10 protein-coding genes and 2 pseudogenes are annotated in these 14304 nt (G+C 65.1%); 9 read left to right on the plus strand and 3 right to left on the minus strand.

Annotated features, from left to right (window positions below; translation table 11 throughout):
- Positions 1–146 precede the first annotated feature (146 nt).
- The 3 genes and pseudogenes from EKK97_RS22310 to iolB all read left to right on the plus strand — a co-directional run bounded on the left by EKK97_RS22310 (position 147) and on the right by iolB (position 2868).
- Entirely contained in the window at positions 147–1010 is an 864-nt protein-coding gene (locus EKK97_RS22310) for a MurR/RpiR family transcriptional regulator (RefSeq protein ID WP_159555323.1), read from the plus strand.
- Positions 1011–1052: 42 nt separating this feature from the next.
- The gene (gene iolG, locus EKK97_RS22315; RefSeq protein ID WP_159555325.1) at positions 1053–2048 is read left to right on the plus strand and encodes an inositol 2-dehydrogenase; all 996 of its coding nucleotides are present in this window, start codon (positions 1053–1055) and stop codon (positions 2046–2048) included.
- 17 nt (positions 2049–2065) lie between these two features.
- A pseudogene (iolB, locus tag EKK97_RS22320) lies at positions 2066–2868 on the plus strand (5-deoxy-glucuronate isomerase).
- Between the two features lie 153 nt (positions 2869–3021).
- Here iolB and gap read toward each other — a convergent pair.
- Positions 3022–4044: a type I glyceraldehyde-3-phosphate dehydrogenase gene (gene gap, locus EKK97_RS22325; protein ID WP_159555327.1), complete on the minus strand. Its 1023-nt coding sequence runs from the start codon at positions 4042–4044 to the stop codon at positions 3022–3024.
- A gap of 352 nt (positions 4045–4396) precedes the next feature.
- Here gap and pyk point away from each other — a divergent pair, with 352 nt between their 5' ends.
- The 3 genes and pseudogenes from pyk to pgi all read left to right on the plus strand — a co-directional run.
- Complete coding sequence (gene pyk, locus EKK97_RS22330; protein ID WP_159555329.1) at positions 4397–5863, plus strand: pyruvate kinase; 1467 nt, start codon at positions 4397–4399, stop codon at positions 5861–5863.
- Positions 5860–6339, plus strand: coding sequence for a methylglyoxal synthase (locus tag EKK97_RS22335; protein ID WP_159555331.1), 480 nt, complete (start codon positions 5860–5862; stop codon positions 6337–6339). The genes pyk and EKK97_RS22335 overlap by 4 nt, the downstream gene beginning before the upstream one ends.
- A gap of 74 nt (positions 6340–6413) precedes the next feature.
- Positions 6414–8060: pseudogene (gene pgi / locus EKK97_RS22340) on the plus strand (glucose-6-phosphate isomerase); the annotation flags it as partial.
- Positions 8061–8129: 69 nt separating this feature from the next.
- On the opposite strand, the gene crcB reads toward pgi, so the two are convergent.
- Both crcB and EKK97_RS22350 read right to left on the minus strand, forming a co-directional pair.
- The gene (gene crcB, locus EKK97_RS22345) at positions 8130–8522 is read right to left on the minus strand and encodes a fluoride efflux transporter CrcB (protein WP_159555333.1); all 393 of its coding nucleotides are present in this window, start codon (positions 8520–8522) and stop codon (positions 8130–8132) included.
- Positions 8519–8899 carry a fluoride efflux transporter FluC gene (locus EKK97_RS22350; protein ID WP_159555910.1) on the minus strand — a complete coding sequence of 127 codons (381 nt, stop codon included), beginning with the start codon at positions 8897–8899 and terminating at the stop codon, positions 8519–8521. The genes crcB and EKK97_RS22350 overlap by 4 nt, the downstream gene beginning before the upstream one ends.
- Positions 8900–9241: 342 nt before the next feature.
- Between EKK97_RS22350 and ybiO the strand changes: the two genes are divergently transcribed.
- From ybiO to EKK97_RS22365, 3 genes are all read left to right on the plus strand, one after another.
- Positions 9242–11506 (plus strand): mechanosensitive channel protein, encoded by a 2265-nt coding sequence (ybiO, locus tag EKK97_RS22355; protein ID WP_159555335.1) that lies wholly within the window; start codon positions 9242–9244, stop codon positions 11504–11506.
- Positions 11507–11716: 210 nt separating this feature from the next.
- Complete coding sequence (locus EKK97_RS22360) at positions 11717–12118, plus strand: hypothetical protein (protein ID WP_159555337.1); 402 nt, start codon at positions 11717–11719, stop codon at positions 12116–12118.
- Positions 12115–14250 carry a pyrroloquinoline quinone-dependent dehydrogenase gene (locus EKK97_RS22365; RefSeq protein ID WP_159555339.1) on the plus strand — a complete coding sequence of 712 codons (2136 nt, stop codon included), beginning with the start codon at positions 12115–12117 and terminating at the stop codon, positions 14248–14250. Before EKK97_RS22360 ends, EKK97_RS22365 begins: the two co-directional genes overlap by 4 nt.
- Positions 14251–14304 lie beyond the last annotated feature (54 nt).

Consider the following 14304-nt stretch of genomic DNA (forward strand, 5'->3'; position numbering starts at 1 on the left):
TATGAAATATAGGTTCCATTATTGAAATTTAACAAATCATTTATTCTATACTTTGGTATAAATGGAATATTCATTCCAAGATACTAGACTGCGATCAGGCGACTCGACACAGAGCCGTAATGCGACCGGGCGAGGCAGGCCACCACATGAATCAGACACCGCAGGATTTCAACGAGCTGGAGGCACGCGTCACGGAGGAGTACGCCTCCCTGAGTCGACGTCTGCAGCAGACGGCTCGCTTCTTGCTCGACCACCCTCAGGAGGTGGCCTTCGCCACCGTCGCCAGGCTGGCCGAGCAGGCGGGCGTCACGCCCTCCACCCTGATCCGTTTCGCCAATTCGTTCGGCTTCAAAGGCTTCTCGGAGATGCAGCAGCTGTTCCGCTCACGCCTGGTGGACGAGCTGCCCAACTACACCGAGCGCATTCGCGCCGTTCGCAGCGCCACGGGAGAGACACCCGACAGCACTCAACTGCTGTGGGAATTCGCCGAGGCCAACCGTGACGTGCTCGACCAGTTGCCGGCGCGTATCGACCCGCAGAACCTGGAGCGCGCCCTCGATCTGCTCGAGCGGGCCGAGATCGTGCATGTGCTTGGCACTCGCCGCAGCTTCGTGGTGGCAAGCTATGCCGCCTATGCGTTTCACCACATCGAGAAGCGGGCCTTTTTGATCAACGGCCTCGGCGGCATGCAGGGTGAGCAGGTCAAGGCCATCGGCGCGCGCGATGCCCTGCTGGTGGTGAGCTTTTCGCCCTACGCCGAAGAGAGCCGACAGGCGGCCAACGAGGCGCGACAGCGCGGCATTCCTCTGGTAGTGATCACCGACTCGAGCCTGAGCCCGCTGGCGCGGATTGCCGATGTCGCCCTGATTGTCCACGAGGCCGAGGTGAAGAGTTTCCGCGGGCTGGCGGCCTCCCTGTGCCTGACCCAGACCCTGGCAATCGCCTTGGGGGTGCGTCAGGAAAAGGCGCGAGACCACGCCGCGGGCGACAGCGACATCGAACGCGCCTGAACGGCATCGCGGCCATAGCCGAACGAGAGAGAGGAACCCGTCATGAAGCTTGCCCTGATCGGCGCCGGACGCATTGGCAAGGTCCATGCCCAGGCCATCGACCGGCACCCCGATGTGACGCTCGCCGCCGTGGCCGATTACCACCGCGAGGCCGCCGAGGCGTTGGCCTCGACCTACGGCTGCCGTGTGCTGAGCGCAGACGCGGTATTCGAGACCCCGGATATCGATGCCGTGCTGATCGCCTCCAGCACACCTACCCATGCCGACTACCTGGAGCGCGCGGCGCGTGCCGGCAAGGCGATACTCTGCGAAAAGCCCATCGCCCTCGACCTGGCGCGCACCCGCGAAGCGCTCCAGGTGCTGCAGGCGCATCCGGTTACCTGCGCCCTGGGCTTCAACCGTCGGCACGATCCGCAATTCGCCGCCCTGAAGCGGGCGGTGAGAGAGGGTCGGATCGGCAATCTCGAGACGCTGACCATCACCAGCCGCGATCCCGCGCCGCCCCCCGCGGAGTACATCGGCGCTTCGGGCGGGCTGTTCCGCGACATGATGATCCATGACTTCGACATGGCTCGCTGGCTGCTCGACGAACCGATCGCCTACGTCCACGCCGAGGGCAGCTGCCTGATCGACCCCGCCATCGGCGAGGCCGGCGACATCGACACCGCCATGGTCACCCTGACCACCAGCAGTGGCCGCCTCTGCCATATCGTCAACTCGCGCCGCGCCTGCTACGGCTACGACCAGCGCATCGAGGCTTTCGGCAGTGCCGGCATGCTACAGGCCCAGAACGAGAGCGAGACACGGCTGCGCTTTACCGGCGAAGCCGGCCAGGTGGAAGAGAAGCCCAAGTGGTTCTTCCTGGAGCGCTATGCCGAAGCCTACCGCCGAGAAATTGATGACTTCGTGTATGCCTGGCGGGAGCGGCGCGCCCCGCTGGCCGGCGCCCGGGATGGCCTCGAGGCGCTGCGCCTGGCCGAGGCCGCGGAACGCTCACTGCGCGAGGGGCGTCGTATCGCGCTGGATACTATTCGCTGATACCGAGAGGAGGGATCATGGCAATGCTACTGGTACGCCCACAGCCGCCCGATGCACAGGGCACCGTGCTGGAGGTCACGCCCGAGTCCGCCGGCTGGGAGTACGTCGGCTTTCGTGTGCACCGGCTCGCCCCGGGGCAGCGAATCGAGGCCAGCACCGAAGACCGCGAGCACTGCCTGGTACTGCTCTCCGGCCGCGCCACCGTCAGCAGCGGCGAGCACCGCTGGAGAACATCGGCGAACGCATGTCGATCTTCGAGAAGATGCCGCCCCATGCCATTTATCTGCCTGATGGGGTGAGCTACAGCGTCGAGGCCGTCACCGACCTCGAACTGGCGGTTTGCAGCGCGCCCGGCCATGGCAACCATGAGCCACGCCTGATCGCCCCCGAACGGATCAAGCGCAGCACGCGCGGCAGCGGCACCAACACGCGCCACATCCAGGACATCCTCCCGGAAACCGAGCCGGCGGACAGTCTGCTGGTGGTAGAGGTCTACACTCCCGCCGGTAACTGGTCCAGCTACCCGCCGCACAAGCACGACGAGGATAATCTGCCGGACGAGTCATACCTGGAGGAGACCTACTACCATCGTATCGATCCCCCTCAGGGCTTTGCCTTTCAGCGCGTTTATACCGACGACCGAAGCCTGGACGAAACCATGGCGGTGGAGGATGGCTGCTGCGTCATGGTGCCGTGTGGCTACCATCCCGTGGGTGCCCCTCACGGCTACGAGCTCTATTACCTGAACGTGATGGCGGGCCCCAAGCGCGAATGGAGATTCCAGAACGACCCGGCCCATGAATGGATCGCCAAGCAATGAGCCGGTAGCCGTTCCATCAGCGATGCTTGGCCATGGCGTCTCTTCACCCCGCTTCAGCGGGGATTTTTGTCGCCGCATTTTGATTTGGACAACAGAAAACCGGAGCGCCGAGGCGCTCCGGTTTCCCTACTACCGACAGAGGTTTCGCTCACCTCACGCCACTTCACGCTTGGCGTCACTCGCGGCCTGCATGGCAAGCGCGGTGTCGAGCATGCGGTTGGAAAAGCCCCATTCGTTGTCGTACCAGGCCATCACCTTGACCAGGCGGCCGTTCACACGGGTGTGATTGGCGTCGAAGGTCGAGGAGTTGGGATCGTGATTGAAGTCGATCGACACCAGCGGCTGGGCATTGACGGAGAGCACCGGGGAGGCTTCCGCCGCCTTGGCGACGATGGCGTTGATCTCCTCCTTGGTGGTATCGCGCCCAGCGGTGAAGACCAGGTCCACCAGCGAGACGTTGATTACCGGCACGCGTACCGCCAGGCCGTCGAACTTGCCCTTCAGCTCCGGCAGCACCAGCCCCACCGCGGCGGCGGCACCGGTCTTGGTCGGAATCATGGAGTGCGTGGCGCTACGTGCCCGATAGGGGTCGCTGTGATAGACGTCGGACAGATTCTGGTCGTTGGTGTAGGCGTGCACCGTGGTCATCAAGCCATTCTCGATGCCCACCGTGTCGTTGAGCGCCTTGGCCACCGGCGCCAGGCAGTTGGTGGTGCAGGAGGCGTTGGAGACCACCTTGTGCTCGGGCCCCAGCACATGCTCGTTGACACCATAGACCACGGTGGCATCGGCATCCGGGCTAGGCGCGGAGATCAATACACGCTTGGCACCGGCCTCGAGGTGCTTGGCGGCGGCATCGCGTTTGGTGAACAGCCCGGTGCACTCCATGACCAGATCGACGCCCAGCGTCTTCCACGGCAGTGCGGCCGGGTCGCGCTGGGAGAAGATGGCGATGCGGTCGCCATCCACGCTCAGGCTCTCCTCGTCGTGCTCCACCTTGAAGGGAAAGTGGCCATGCACGGTGTCGTGGCGCAGCAAGTGGGCGTTGAGCGCCGGGTCGCCCAGGTCGTTGATGGCGACGACCTGGACCTGCTTGCGGTAGCCATTCTCGTACAGGGCACGCAGCACGTTGCGGCCGATGCGGCCGAATCCGTTGATGGCAATCTTGAGCGTCATGGTTCGTTCCTCCGTAAGTGTTCTGTCGGTATGGAGTCGAGCCGATTGGCGGAGGTCGTGCTCACTGGATGGAATACGCGCAGGCCCACGGCTCATGGCAATACCCACAATGTGGCGCAGGAAAGCGACAGACTCAAGCGTTTTTTAGTAACTTTACAACATAAGCGACTTGATGAATCGATCCAGCTAGATCTACCCCTGTCCCGACGGCGCTTTGCTGCTTCGCAAAATAATCAAGCCTGACGAGAGATGGAGCGAGCATCTTCCACCTAAGAGGTATGTAGTAAACTTACCGCAAAACCGATATTGTTGTAGTCTAACGACATCCCCTTCCTTCAGGAGGCGCTCAGACATGCCGAAGCCACCGCCACACACCCCCATCCGCCGCACCAAGATCGTCGCCACCCTGGGGCCGGCCAGCGATCGCGAGGGCGTGCTGGAGGCGATGATCCGCACCGGCGTCGACGTGGTGCGCCTCAACTTCTCCCACGGCAGCGCCGCCGACCACCGCCGCCGACTGATCGCCGTGCGCCAGATCGCCGACCGCCTGGGACGCAGCGTCGCCGCCCTGGGCGACCTGCAGGGGCCCAAGATCCGCATTGCCCGTTTCCAGGACGGCGCCGTGGTGCTCGAGGAGGGCCAGCCCTTCGTGCTCGACATGGCACTCGCCAGCGACGCCGGCGACGCCACCCGCGTCGGCTGCGACTACAAGCAGCTGATCGACGATGTCGCCCCCGGCGATCGCCTGCTGCTCGACGACGGCCGCCTGGTGCTCGTGGTGGAGCGCGTCGCGGGCGAACAGGTCCACACCACCGTGGTCACCGGCGGCAAGCTCTCCAACAACAAGGGCATCAACAAGCAGGGCGGCGGACTCTCGGCCCCGGCGCTCACCGACAAGGACAAGGCCGACCTCGCAACCGCCATCGAGATCGGCGTGGATTATCTGGCCGTCTCCTTCCCGCGCTCGGCCGAGGACATGCACGAGGCGCGCCGCCTGCTGGGCGAGGCGGGCAAGGAGATCGGCCTGGTCGCCAAGCTCGAGCGCGCCGAGGCGGTGGCCGACGACGCCACCCTGAACGGCATCATCGAGGCCTCCGAGGCGGTGATGGTGGCGCGCGGCGATCTCGGTGTGGAAATCGGCGACGAGAAGCTGATCGGCATGCAAAAGCGCATCATCAAGCGCGCCCGCACGCTCAACCGCGCGGTGATCACCGCGACCCAGATGATGGAGTCGATGATTACCTCGCCGCTGCCCACCCGCGCCGAGGTGTTCGACGTCGCCAACGCCGTGCTCGACGGCACCGACGCGGTGATGCTCTCGGCCGAGACCGCCGCCGGCGACTACCCGGTGGAGACGCTGGAAGCGATGCGCCGGGTGTGCCTCGGCGCCGAGCGCGAGCGCATCGCCCAGGAGTCGGGCCACCGCATCCACGAGGGCTTCTCGCGCATCGACGAGACCATTGCGCTGTCGGCCATGTATGCCGCCAACCACCTCACCGGGGTGGCCGCCATCGCCTGCATGACCTCCACCGGCTACACCCCGCTGATCGCCTCGCGCATCCGCTCGGGGCTGCCCATCGTCGGGCTGGCCCACAGCCCCATCGCCCAGCGGCGCATGGCGCTCTACCGCGGGGTGGTCTCGCTGCCGTTCGACACCACGGCGATGGCCGCCAGCGAGCTCAACGACCGGGCGCTGGCGCTGTTGGTGGAACAGGGGATTGCCGAACCGGGGGATCATGTCATCCTGACCCGGGGCGACCACATGAACGCCCACGGTGGAACCAATACCCTGAAGATACTCGAGGTAGGCCAGCCATGACCGATAGCCGTCCCCGGCGCAGCGTGCGCCGCACCCTGCCGGCACGCAAGCGCATCGCCCTGATCGCCCACGACGGCAAGAAGGCAGAGTTGATGGAGTGGGCCGAGCGCTGGCGCGACACCCTGGCCACGCACCAGCTGGTAGGCACCGGCACCACTGCCGGGCGCCTCTCGGCCAGCCTCGGGCTCGAGGTAGAGGGACTGATGAGCGGTCCGCTGGGAGGCGACCAGCAGATCGGTGCGCGCATCACCGAGCAGCGTCTCGACCTGCTGATCTTCTTCTGGGACCCGTTCGCCCCTCAGCCCCACGATCCCGACGTCAAGGCATTGCTGCGCCTGGCCGCGCTGTGGAACGTGCCGGTGGCGTGCAATGCCGCCAGTGCCGACTTCCTGATCAGCTCGCCCTGGCTCGACAAGCCCTATGAAATGGCCATACCCGACGCCGACGCCTGGGTTGCCTCACGCAATCCGGAGTGAAGCGCAGGCCCGGCAGCGTAACCAGAACAACGCGTGACAGGCGGGCCCAAGCCCGCAAACCGTGCGAGGACACCATGTTCCAACTTACCCGCAGCGTCACCTGGCAGGCCCTCCAGCGGCTGCACCAAGCCACCGCCAACGACCGTATCAGCGACTACTTCGCCGCCGACCCACAGCGCTTCGACAAAATGAGTCTGCGCGTCGGCGGGCTGTTCCTCGACTACTCCAAGCACCACGTCTCCGAGGCTGTGCTGGCCAAGCTGCTCGAGCTGGCGGATCATTCGGCACTGGTCCAGCGCCGCGCCCAGATGTTCTCTGGCGACATCATCAACGTCACCGAGGACCGCCCGGTACTGCATACCGCCCTGCGCAACCTCGGCGAGGGGCCGCTGATGGTCGACGGCAAGGACGTGATGCCCGAGATCCAGCGCACCCGCGAGCAGATCAAGCAGTTCTCGGAGGCGGTGCGCAGCGGCGAATGGCGCGGCTACAGCGGCGAGCGCATTCGCGATGTGGTCAACATCGGCATCGGCGGCTCGGACCTCGGCCCCAACATGGCCTGCCGTGCGCTGCTCAAGTATCGCCAGGCCGACTTCAACTTCCACTTCGTCTCCAACGTCGACGGAGCCCATATCCAGAAGGTGCTGTCGCGCCTCGACCCGGCCACCACCCTGTTCATCGTCTCGACCAAGACGTTCTCCACCCAGGAGACGCTGCTCAACGCCAAGACCGCGCGACGCTGGTTCCTTGATAATGCCGGTGAGGGCGCCGATGTGGGCGCTCACTTCGTTGCCGCCTCGACCAACCGCAAGGCGGCCATGGAGTTCGGCATCCGCGAGGAGAACGTGTTCGAGTTCTGGGCCTGGGTCGGCGGGCGCTATTCGATGTGGTCCTCCATCGGCCTGCCCATCGCGCTCTCGATCGGCTTCGACGGCTTCATGGAGATGCTCGAGGGCGCCTATGCCATGGACCAGCACTTCATCGAAGCGCCCAACGCACGCAACATGCCGGTGCTGATGGCGCTGATCGGCATCTGGTACATCAACTTCCACGGCGCCGAGACCCACGCCATCGTGCCCTACGATCAGGCGCTGCATCAGTTACCGGCCTTCCTGCAGCAGCTCGACATGGAGTCCAACGGCAAATCGGTGGATATCTTCGGCCACCCGGTGAACTACAAGACCGGGCCCATCGTCTGGGGTCAGACCGGCTCCAACGGCCAGCACGCTTTCTTCCAGTTGCTGCATCAGGGCACCCGCTACGTGCCAATCGACTTCATTGCCTCGCTCAAGCCCGAGCCCGGCGTCGAGGAGCACCACTTCGCCCTGCTCACCAACATGCTGGCCCAGGCCAACGCCTTCATGATGGGCAGCCAGGAGGGCAGCCAGCTCGACCCCTACAGCTGCCCCGGCAACCGCCCCTCTAGCGTGCTGCTACTCGACGAGCTGACACCGCGCAACCTCGGTGCGCTGATCGCGCTCTACGAGCACAAGGTGTTCGTGCAGGGAGTGATCTGGAACATCAACTCCTTCGATCAGTGGGGAGTCCAGTTGGGCAAGCGCATCGCCGGCGAGATCAGCGAGCGCATCGACGAGCGCAGCCAGGAGTTCGATGCCTCCACCCAGGGCCTGCTGGCGCTGGTACGCGAGCACTTCCGCCCCACCCCGAGGCAGAAGAGCCCACCAAGGCCGGCAAAGCGGAAAACAAAGCGGAAAGGAAGACGGCCAAGGCCCGGCGCTGACAGCCAGAGAAAAAGGGAGGTAGCGCAGCCGGGAGCAGGCGTGGGCCCGTTAGCCGTGGCGGGCCCGCACGAAGCGATCACCCCACCAGGCCGCTGCCAGCCACAGCGGCACGCTGAGCACGACGTAGAGCAGTGCCAGGCCAGGGCGGCCGAGCTCGAGCAGGTGCAGCGTTTCCAGACCGAACAGCGAGAAGGTGGTGAAACCGCCACAGAAGCCGGCCACCAGGAACGGCTGCCAGCGCGCTATCCGCCCCCAGTTACGATGGGCGGCATGGGCAGCAAAGGCCGCGATCAGCCACGAACCGAGCAGGTTCACGGCTAGCGTGCCCCAGGGAAAGGCGGGGCCCAGGGCCGCCAGCGAACCCAGCGACACCAGCCAGCGCAGCACGCTGCCCAGCGCACTGCCGACGCCAACCGCCACATAGCGCTGCCAACCGATCATGCCAGCCCCCTTGCCAGCCACCAGCCCAGCGCCGCCAAGGCCAGTCCGGCGAACAGCGTCGCCGTCACGTTAGCCAGCGCCGCTCGCCAACGCCCGCTCTGCCACAGGGTCAGGCTCTGCAGGCTCAACGAGGAGACGGTGGTATAACCCCCCAACAGCCCCACCACCAGCAGCGACCAGCCGACCGGCACCCCGGCCTCGTGCGCCATGCCGTACCAGCCGGCCACCGCGCCGGCCAGCAGCGCACCGCTGAGATTGACCACAAGCGTGCCCCAGGGAAACCCCGTGCCCGCCCACCGGGCCAGCAGGTCGGACACCGCCAACCTCGCCATACCGCCCAGTGCGCCCCCCATTGCCACGATCAGCAGCATCCCCATGTTCACGCGTATCCCCCAGCCCTAGCCGCTCGCCTGCCGATGCTAGCCGAGTCGGCAAGTGCAAACAAAAAAAGAAGCCATCCGGGGGCGGATGGCCAAGGGGATGTAGAGCTTCGTTCAGGGAATCGCGCCCTGGGGAAGGGCGCAGATAAAATATGACACAAATTAATCTTTATGTACAATATCTGCACAACTAAATCGCCTCGATTCGTCCCCCAGGGCTTAACGCCTTATCATTAGCGAACGAAAGACACACCGTTCCCGCCGACACGCTCGAGATGGAGGTCACGCGTGATACCACACCGGTTTCTTCCTTGGCTGTTCGGCTGGCTGTTATTTGTCATGCTGGCCTCACCAGCCCTGGCCCAGCCTGCTGACAGCGCCGCCGTTCCTGCCCCGGAAGCCCTTGCCGACCTGCTCGAGAACGAGCAGACCCGCCAACAGTTGATCGACCATCTGCGGCGCCAGGCCGCCGCCGATCCGGCGTTGGCCGAGACCGACCCGGCGCCGGGCGAGATAACGCTGCCCCGCCAGCTGGCCGAACTGACCAGCCGCGTCGTCAGCGATATCGGTGGCGAAATACGCCACCTGTTCGAGGTGGTAGTGGCTCTCTTTTCGGCCGATACCGATGCCACCGCCTTCGATTGGGGCTATTTCGCCACGGCGGCGATCAACCTGGGACTGGTCATTCTCGCTACCTTTGCCCTGTTCCTGGTGTTCCGACGCTTGTCACGCCCCCTCTTCTCTCGCCTGAGCCAGTGGTCGCGGCAGGAGGGCAGCGGCCTCAATCCAACCATTCGCCTAGTGCTATGCGTGGTCTTCGCAGCGCTGGCCGACGCACTGGTAGTGGCGCTGGCCTACGTGGGCGGCAACCTGATCGCCACCTTCGCCATCGGCGAGACCGGCGAGCTTTCGACCCGTGCCTCGCTGTTCCTCAACGCCTTCCTGATCATCGAACTGATCAAGGCAGCCATGCGCATGCTGTTCTCTTCGCGCTATGAAGGCCTCCGGCTGCTGCCCATCTCGGCCGCAGAGGCTTCCTACTGGAATCGCTGGCTGGCACGCCTGGTCGGCCTGGTGGGCTATGGCCTGCTGGTCGTGGCGCCCTTGATCAGCGCCTACCTGTCCCCGGCAATGGGCCAGGCGGTCGGCGCCCTGATCATGTTCGCCGCCTTCTTCTACGCTGTGGCGGTGGTGTTCAAGAACCGCACCCGTATACGCGACGAACTGAACCAGATGGCGGCTCGCGCCGATTTCACCGCCACTCGGATCTCGCTGCAGCTGTTCGCCCGCACCTGGCACCTGTTCGCCCTGGCCTACTTCCTGATGGTGCTGGTCCTGACCCTGACGCGCCCGGCAGACGCCCTGCCCTTCGTGCTCTTCGCCACGCTCAAGACCGTGGTCGTGGTGGTGGTCGGCATGCTGCTCTCCAGCCTGCTGACCCAGACCATCGGCCGGCGCATTCGCCTCTCCGACGATCTACGGCGCAAGCTGCCGCAGCTCGAACCACGGCTCAACAGCTACGTGCCCAATGCACTGCGAGTGGTGCGTACCGTGATCCTGGTCGCCGTGGTACTGCTGGTGCTCAATGCCTGGGGCGCTTTCAACCTGGGCGCCTGGTATGCCTCCGAGGCGGGGCGCAGCCTGATCGGCACCCTGGTCAGCGTGGCCATGATCCTGCTGCTGGCCATCGGCGTGTGGCTGGCCTTGGCCAGCCTGATCGAGCACAAGCTCAACCCGGAAACCGGCACCGGAGAGCCCGACGCCCGCGCCAAGACGCTGCTGACGCTGTTTCGCAACGCCCTGGCCATTGCCCTGATCACCATGACCGCGATGATCGTGCTGTCCGAGATCGGCATCAACATCGGCCCGCTGATCGCCGGTGCCGGTGTACTCGGCCTGGCCATTGGCTTCGGTGCCCAGAAGCTGGTGCAGGACATCATTACCGGCATCTTCATCCAGGTGGAGAATGCCATGAACACCGGCGATGTGGTCTCGGTGGGCGGCATCACCGGCACCGCCGAGCGGCTCAGCATTCGCTCAGTGGGCATTCGCGACCTCAACGGCACCTATCACATCGTGCCCTTTTCCAGTGTCGATACGGTTTCCAATTTCATGCGCGAGTTCGGTTACCACGTTGGTGAGTACGGTATCGCCTACCGCGAGAGCATCGACGAGGCGATCGTCGCCCTGCGCGAAGCCTTCGACGAGCTGGCCGCCGACGAAACCCACAAGATGAACATCCTCGCTCCGCTGGAAGTGGCCGGCGTGACCGGTCTGGGCGACAGCTCGGTGAACATTCGCGTGCGCATCAAGACCACGCCCGGCACCCAGTGGGGTATCGGTCGCGCCTACAACCGCCTGGTCAAGCTGCACTTCGACACCAAGGGCATCGAGATCCCCTTCCCGCATACCACGCTCTACTTCGGCGTGGGCAAGGAAGGCGAGGCGCCTCCGGCCAACGTGCGCCTGATGCGGCAGAACTTCGATATCGATGGCCGCCCCGGCGGCCAGCCACGCTCCGGGGAGAGCAGCCGCGAAGGCGAAGACGATCCACGCTCGAAGCCGAACCCCGAGTTCAAGGGCGACTACGAAGAGAAGGATTGATCCCCACGCGCCCATAAACGCTCTCGCACCCTGACACGCCTCCCACCCCACGGTGGGAGGCGTTGTCGTCTCGGCCCTAATTCGAGCGGAGCGGCGGCAGGAAGAATCGTAGGGTGTGCCTATACTGTTCCTGGACTCTGGCGAAGCGCTACCCACGCTCCGTCAGCGAGGCCAACCATGCTTCGAAGGCGTTCAAGGGATGGGACTACCATGACAAGCAAACCTCAAGGCACCGCCTACGGCGCCTGGTTGCTGCTCGCGACCTCGCTCATTTCACTGATCCTCGCGGCAGCCGCCACGTTCAACGAAGGTAATGGCATTGCCTATACTCCAGGCACCTACCTGGTACTGGCCTCCACCACACTGATGCTCCTCGGCTCGCTGCTGCTGGCCCTGGCACGCGGCATGCCGCGCTGGCTGGGCGGGCTGCTCACTTTCCTGTTGTTGCTCGACCTGCTGGGCACGGCCATGGCGGCCTACCTGCTGCAGGCCGAGTGGCTGCTCGCCTGCATGGGGGTCGGGCTGGTGGCCTGGCTCATCCATGTGATTGCCGATCCCGCCACGGGCAAGCGCGACCGCCACATGACGCAACGTCAGGAGGCCGCTTCATGACACGCCAGGACGTCATCGCCATTTTCGCCTCGCTGCTGCTGTCGGGCTGCATCGGCTACGCACAGGCGCAGGAGGACACCTCCACCGACGAGGAAGGTGGCCAGCCGCAGGGTATCACCGAGACTCAAGACGACGAGTCCGAACAGGATGCCAGCGCCGACGAAGCGCAAGCGGACGACACCGAAGATTCCTCAGTGGCGCCGACCGGCCCCGGCGGGAGCGTCGATACTGGGCCTGCCGGTGAGGCACCCAGCGGCGACGGCGAAACCTCGCTGCCGCGACCGGGAGCGGATGCCTGGATGGAATCGCCGGATACCTGGGCGACGTTCAACGGCGACCTGCGCGCCCAGAAGTACTCCCCAGCCGACCAGATCACGCCCGAGAACGTGGGCGAACTCGAACAAGCCTGGGAGTACCATACCGGCGATGTCTCCGATGGCAGCGACGATGTGCCAATGTCGGTCTGGTCGGCCACGCCGCTGTTCGTCAACGACACGCTCTACCTGGGCACGCCCTTCTATCGCATCATCGCCCTGGACCCGGGCAGCGGCGAGGAGAAGTGGACCTTCGACCCCGAGGCGCGTCTCGAGGCCCTGACCCAGCCCAACATGAAGAATCGCGGCGTCGCCTACTGGCAGGCCGACGAGCCGCGGGAGGGCGAGGCCTGCCAGAAGATGGTCTATATCGGCACCATGGATGCCAAGCTCTACGGAGTCGATGCCGATACCGGAGAGCGCTGTGCCGACTTCGGCAACGACGGCATGGTCGACGTCGACCAGTGGAACACCGTCAACGACAAGTGGCCGCTATCGCTGTTGCAGCCGCCCACGGTCTATAACGATACGCTGTTTCTCGGCTGGGCCGGCAAGGACTGGACCGACGCCGTCGCGCCGCCCGGCACCGTCTTCGCCCTCGATGCGCGCACCGGCGAGCGGCGCTGGACGTTTCATGCCCTACCCGAGGAGGTCGTCGACCGGACCGGTACGGCCAACGTCTGGGCGTCGATGTCGCTCGACCCCGAGACCGGGCTCCTCTACATTCCGATCAGCTCGCCGAGCCCCAACTACTACGGCGGCGATCGCACCGAGGAGTTGCCTTTGGCGACCTCGGTCACGGCGCTGAACGCCGAAACCGGCGAGGTGGTGTGGAGCCGGCAACTCGTGCATCACGACATCTGGGATTATGACACCGTGGCGCCTCCCACCCTGGTCGACATCGAGAAGGACGGTGAGCGAGTGCCCGCCCTGGTCCAGCCCTCCAAGCAGGGCTTCCTGTTCGTGCTCAATCGCGAGACCGGCGAGCCGATCTATCCCATCGAGGAACGCGAAGTTCCCGCCTCGGATGTCGAGGGTGAAGAAGCCGCGCCGACCCAGCCGTTCGTCGACGTCCCCGAGCCGGTCATTCCCGACGAGTGGCCGGGGATCTCAAGGCTTGCCGACATGGTGGGTCTGGGCGAGTGCAGCCGCAAGGCCGAAGGGCTGCGCTACGAGGGCCGCTTCACGCCGCCCAGCCTCGAGGGAACCCTCGCCTACCCGCCGACGACCGGCGGCTCACAATGGGGCGGCGGCGCCGTCGACCCCGAGAGCGGCGTGTTCGTGATCAATTCCAACAGCGTGGTACAGATCTACCGCCTCATCCCGCGCGACGAGTTCGAGCAGTTGGAGCAGTCGGGCGAGACGGGGGGCTACTACGCTCAGGGCGATACGGCCTACGGCTTCCATCTCGAGACGTTTCTCAATTGGGCCGGCATGCCGTGCTGGAAGCCCCCCTACGGCACCATCGCTGCCTACGACCTCAACACCGGTGAGCGGCTGTGGAACGAGCCGTTCGGCCAGGTGCAGAAACACGGCTTCTACATGCCCGAGTCGTGGGGGTCGGTGACCATCGGCGCACCGGTGATCACCCGCTCGGGGCTGATCTTCATCGGTGCTTCGATGGATTCACGCGTGCGCGCTCTCGACCTGAAGAGCGGCGAGGTGCTGTGGAAACATCTGGTGGATGCCCCGGCCGTCTCGATGCCGGCGGTCTATACCTACCAGGGCAGGCAGTACGTCACCTTCGCGGTGGGTGGCAACTCGATCCTGCTGCCCAAGGTCAGCGACCAGGTGGTCGCCTTCGCCCTGCCCGACTGAAGACACGGACGCACGCCAGCGCCACCCGACACAAGGGCGCCTCACGGCGCCCTT

The sequence above is a fragment of the Billgrantia tianxiuensis genome (genome assembly GCF_009834345.1).
In the GTDB taxonomy this organism is placed as follows: domain Bacteria; phylum Pseudomonadota; class Gammaproteobacteria; order Pseudomonadales; family Halomonadaceae; genus Halomonas; species Halomonas tianxiuensis.

What these genes read in the sequence shown, in the direction of transcription:
- ybiO (WP_159555335.1), top strand. Translation starts at nt 9,242, where the DNA reads ATGCTGGCCTCACCAGCCCTGGCCCAGCCTGCTGACAGCGCCGCCGTT.
- gap (WP_159555327.1), bottom strand. Translation starts at nt 4,044, where the DNA reads ATGACGCTCAAGATTGCCATCAACGGATTCGGCCGCATCGGCCGCAAC.
- EKK97_RS22350 (WP_159555910.1), bottom strand. Translation starts at nt 8,899, where the DNA reads ATGGGGATGCTGCTGATCGTGGCAATGGGGGGCGCACTGGGCGGTATG.
- crcB (WP_159555333.1), bottom strand. Translation starts at nt 8,522, where the DNA reads ATGATCGGTTGGCAGCGCTATGTGGCGGTTGGCGTCGGCAGTGCGCTG.
- EKK97_RS22365 (WP_159555339.1), top strand. Translation starts at nt 12,115, where the DNA reads ATGACACGCCAGGACGTCATCGCCATTTTCGCCTCGCTGCTGCTGTCG.
- iolG (WP_159555325.1), top strand. Translation starts at nt 1,053, where the DNA reads ATGAAGCTTGCCCTGATCGGCGCCGGACGCATTGGCAAGGTCCATGCC.
- EKK97_RS22360 (WP_159555337.1), top strand. Translation starts at nt 11,717, where the DNA reads ATGACAAGCAAACCTCAAGGCACCGCCTACGGCGCCTGGTTGCTGCTC.
- EKK97_RS22335 (WP_159555331.1), top strand. Translation starts at nt 5,860, where the DNA reads ATGACCGATAGCCGTCCCCGGCGCAGCGTGCGCCGCACCCTGCCGGCA.
- EKK97_RS22310 (WP_159555323.1), top strand. Translation starts at nt 147, where the DNA reads ATGAATCAGACACCGCAGGATTTCAACGAGCTGGAGGCACGCGTCACG.
- pyk (WP_159555329.1), top strand. Translation starts at nt 4,397, where the DNA reads ATGCCGAAGCCACCGCCACACACCCCCATCCGCCGCACCAAGATCGTC.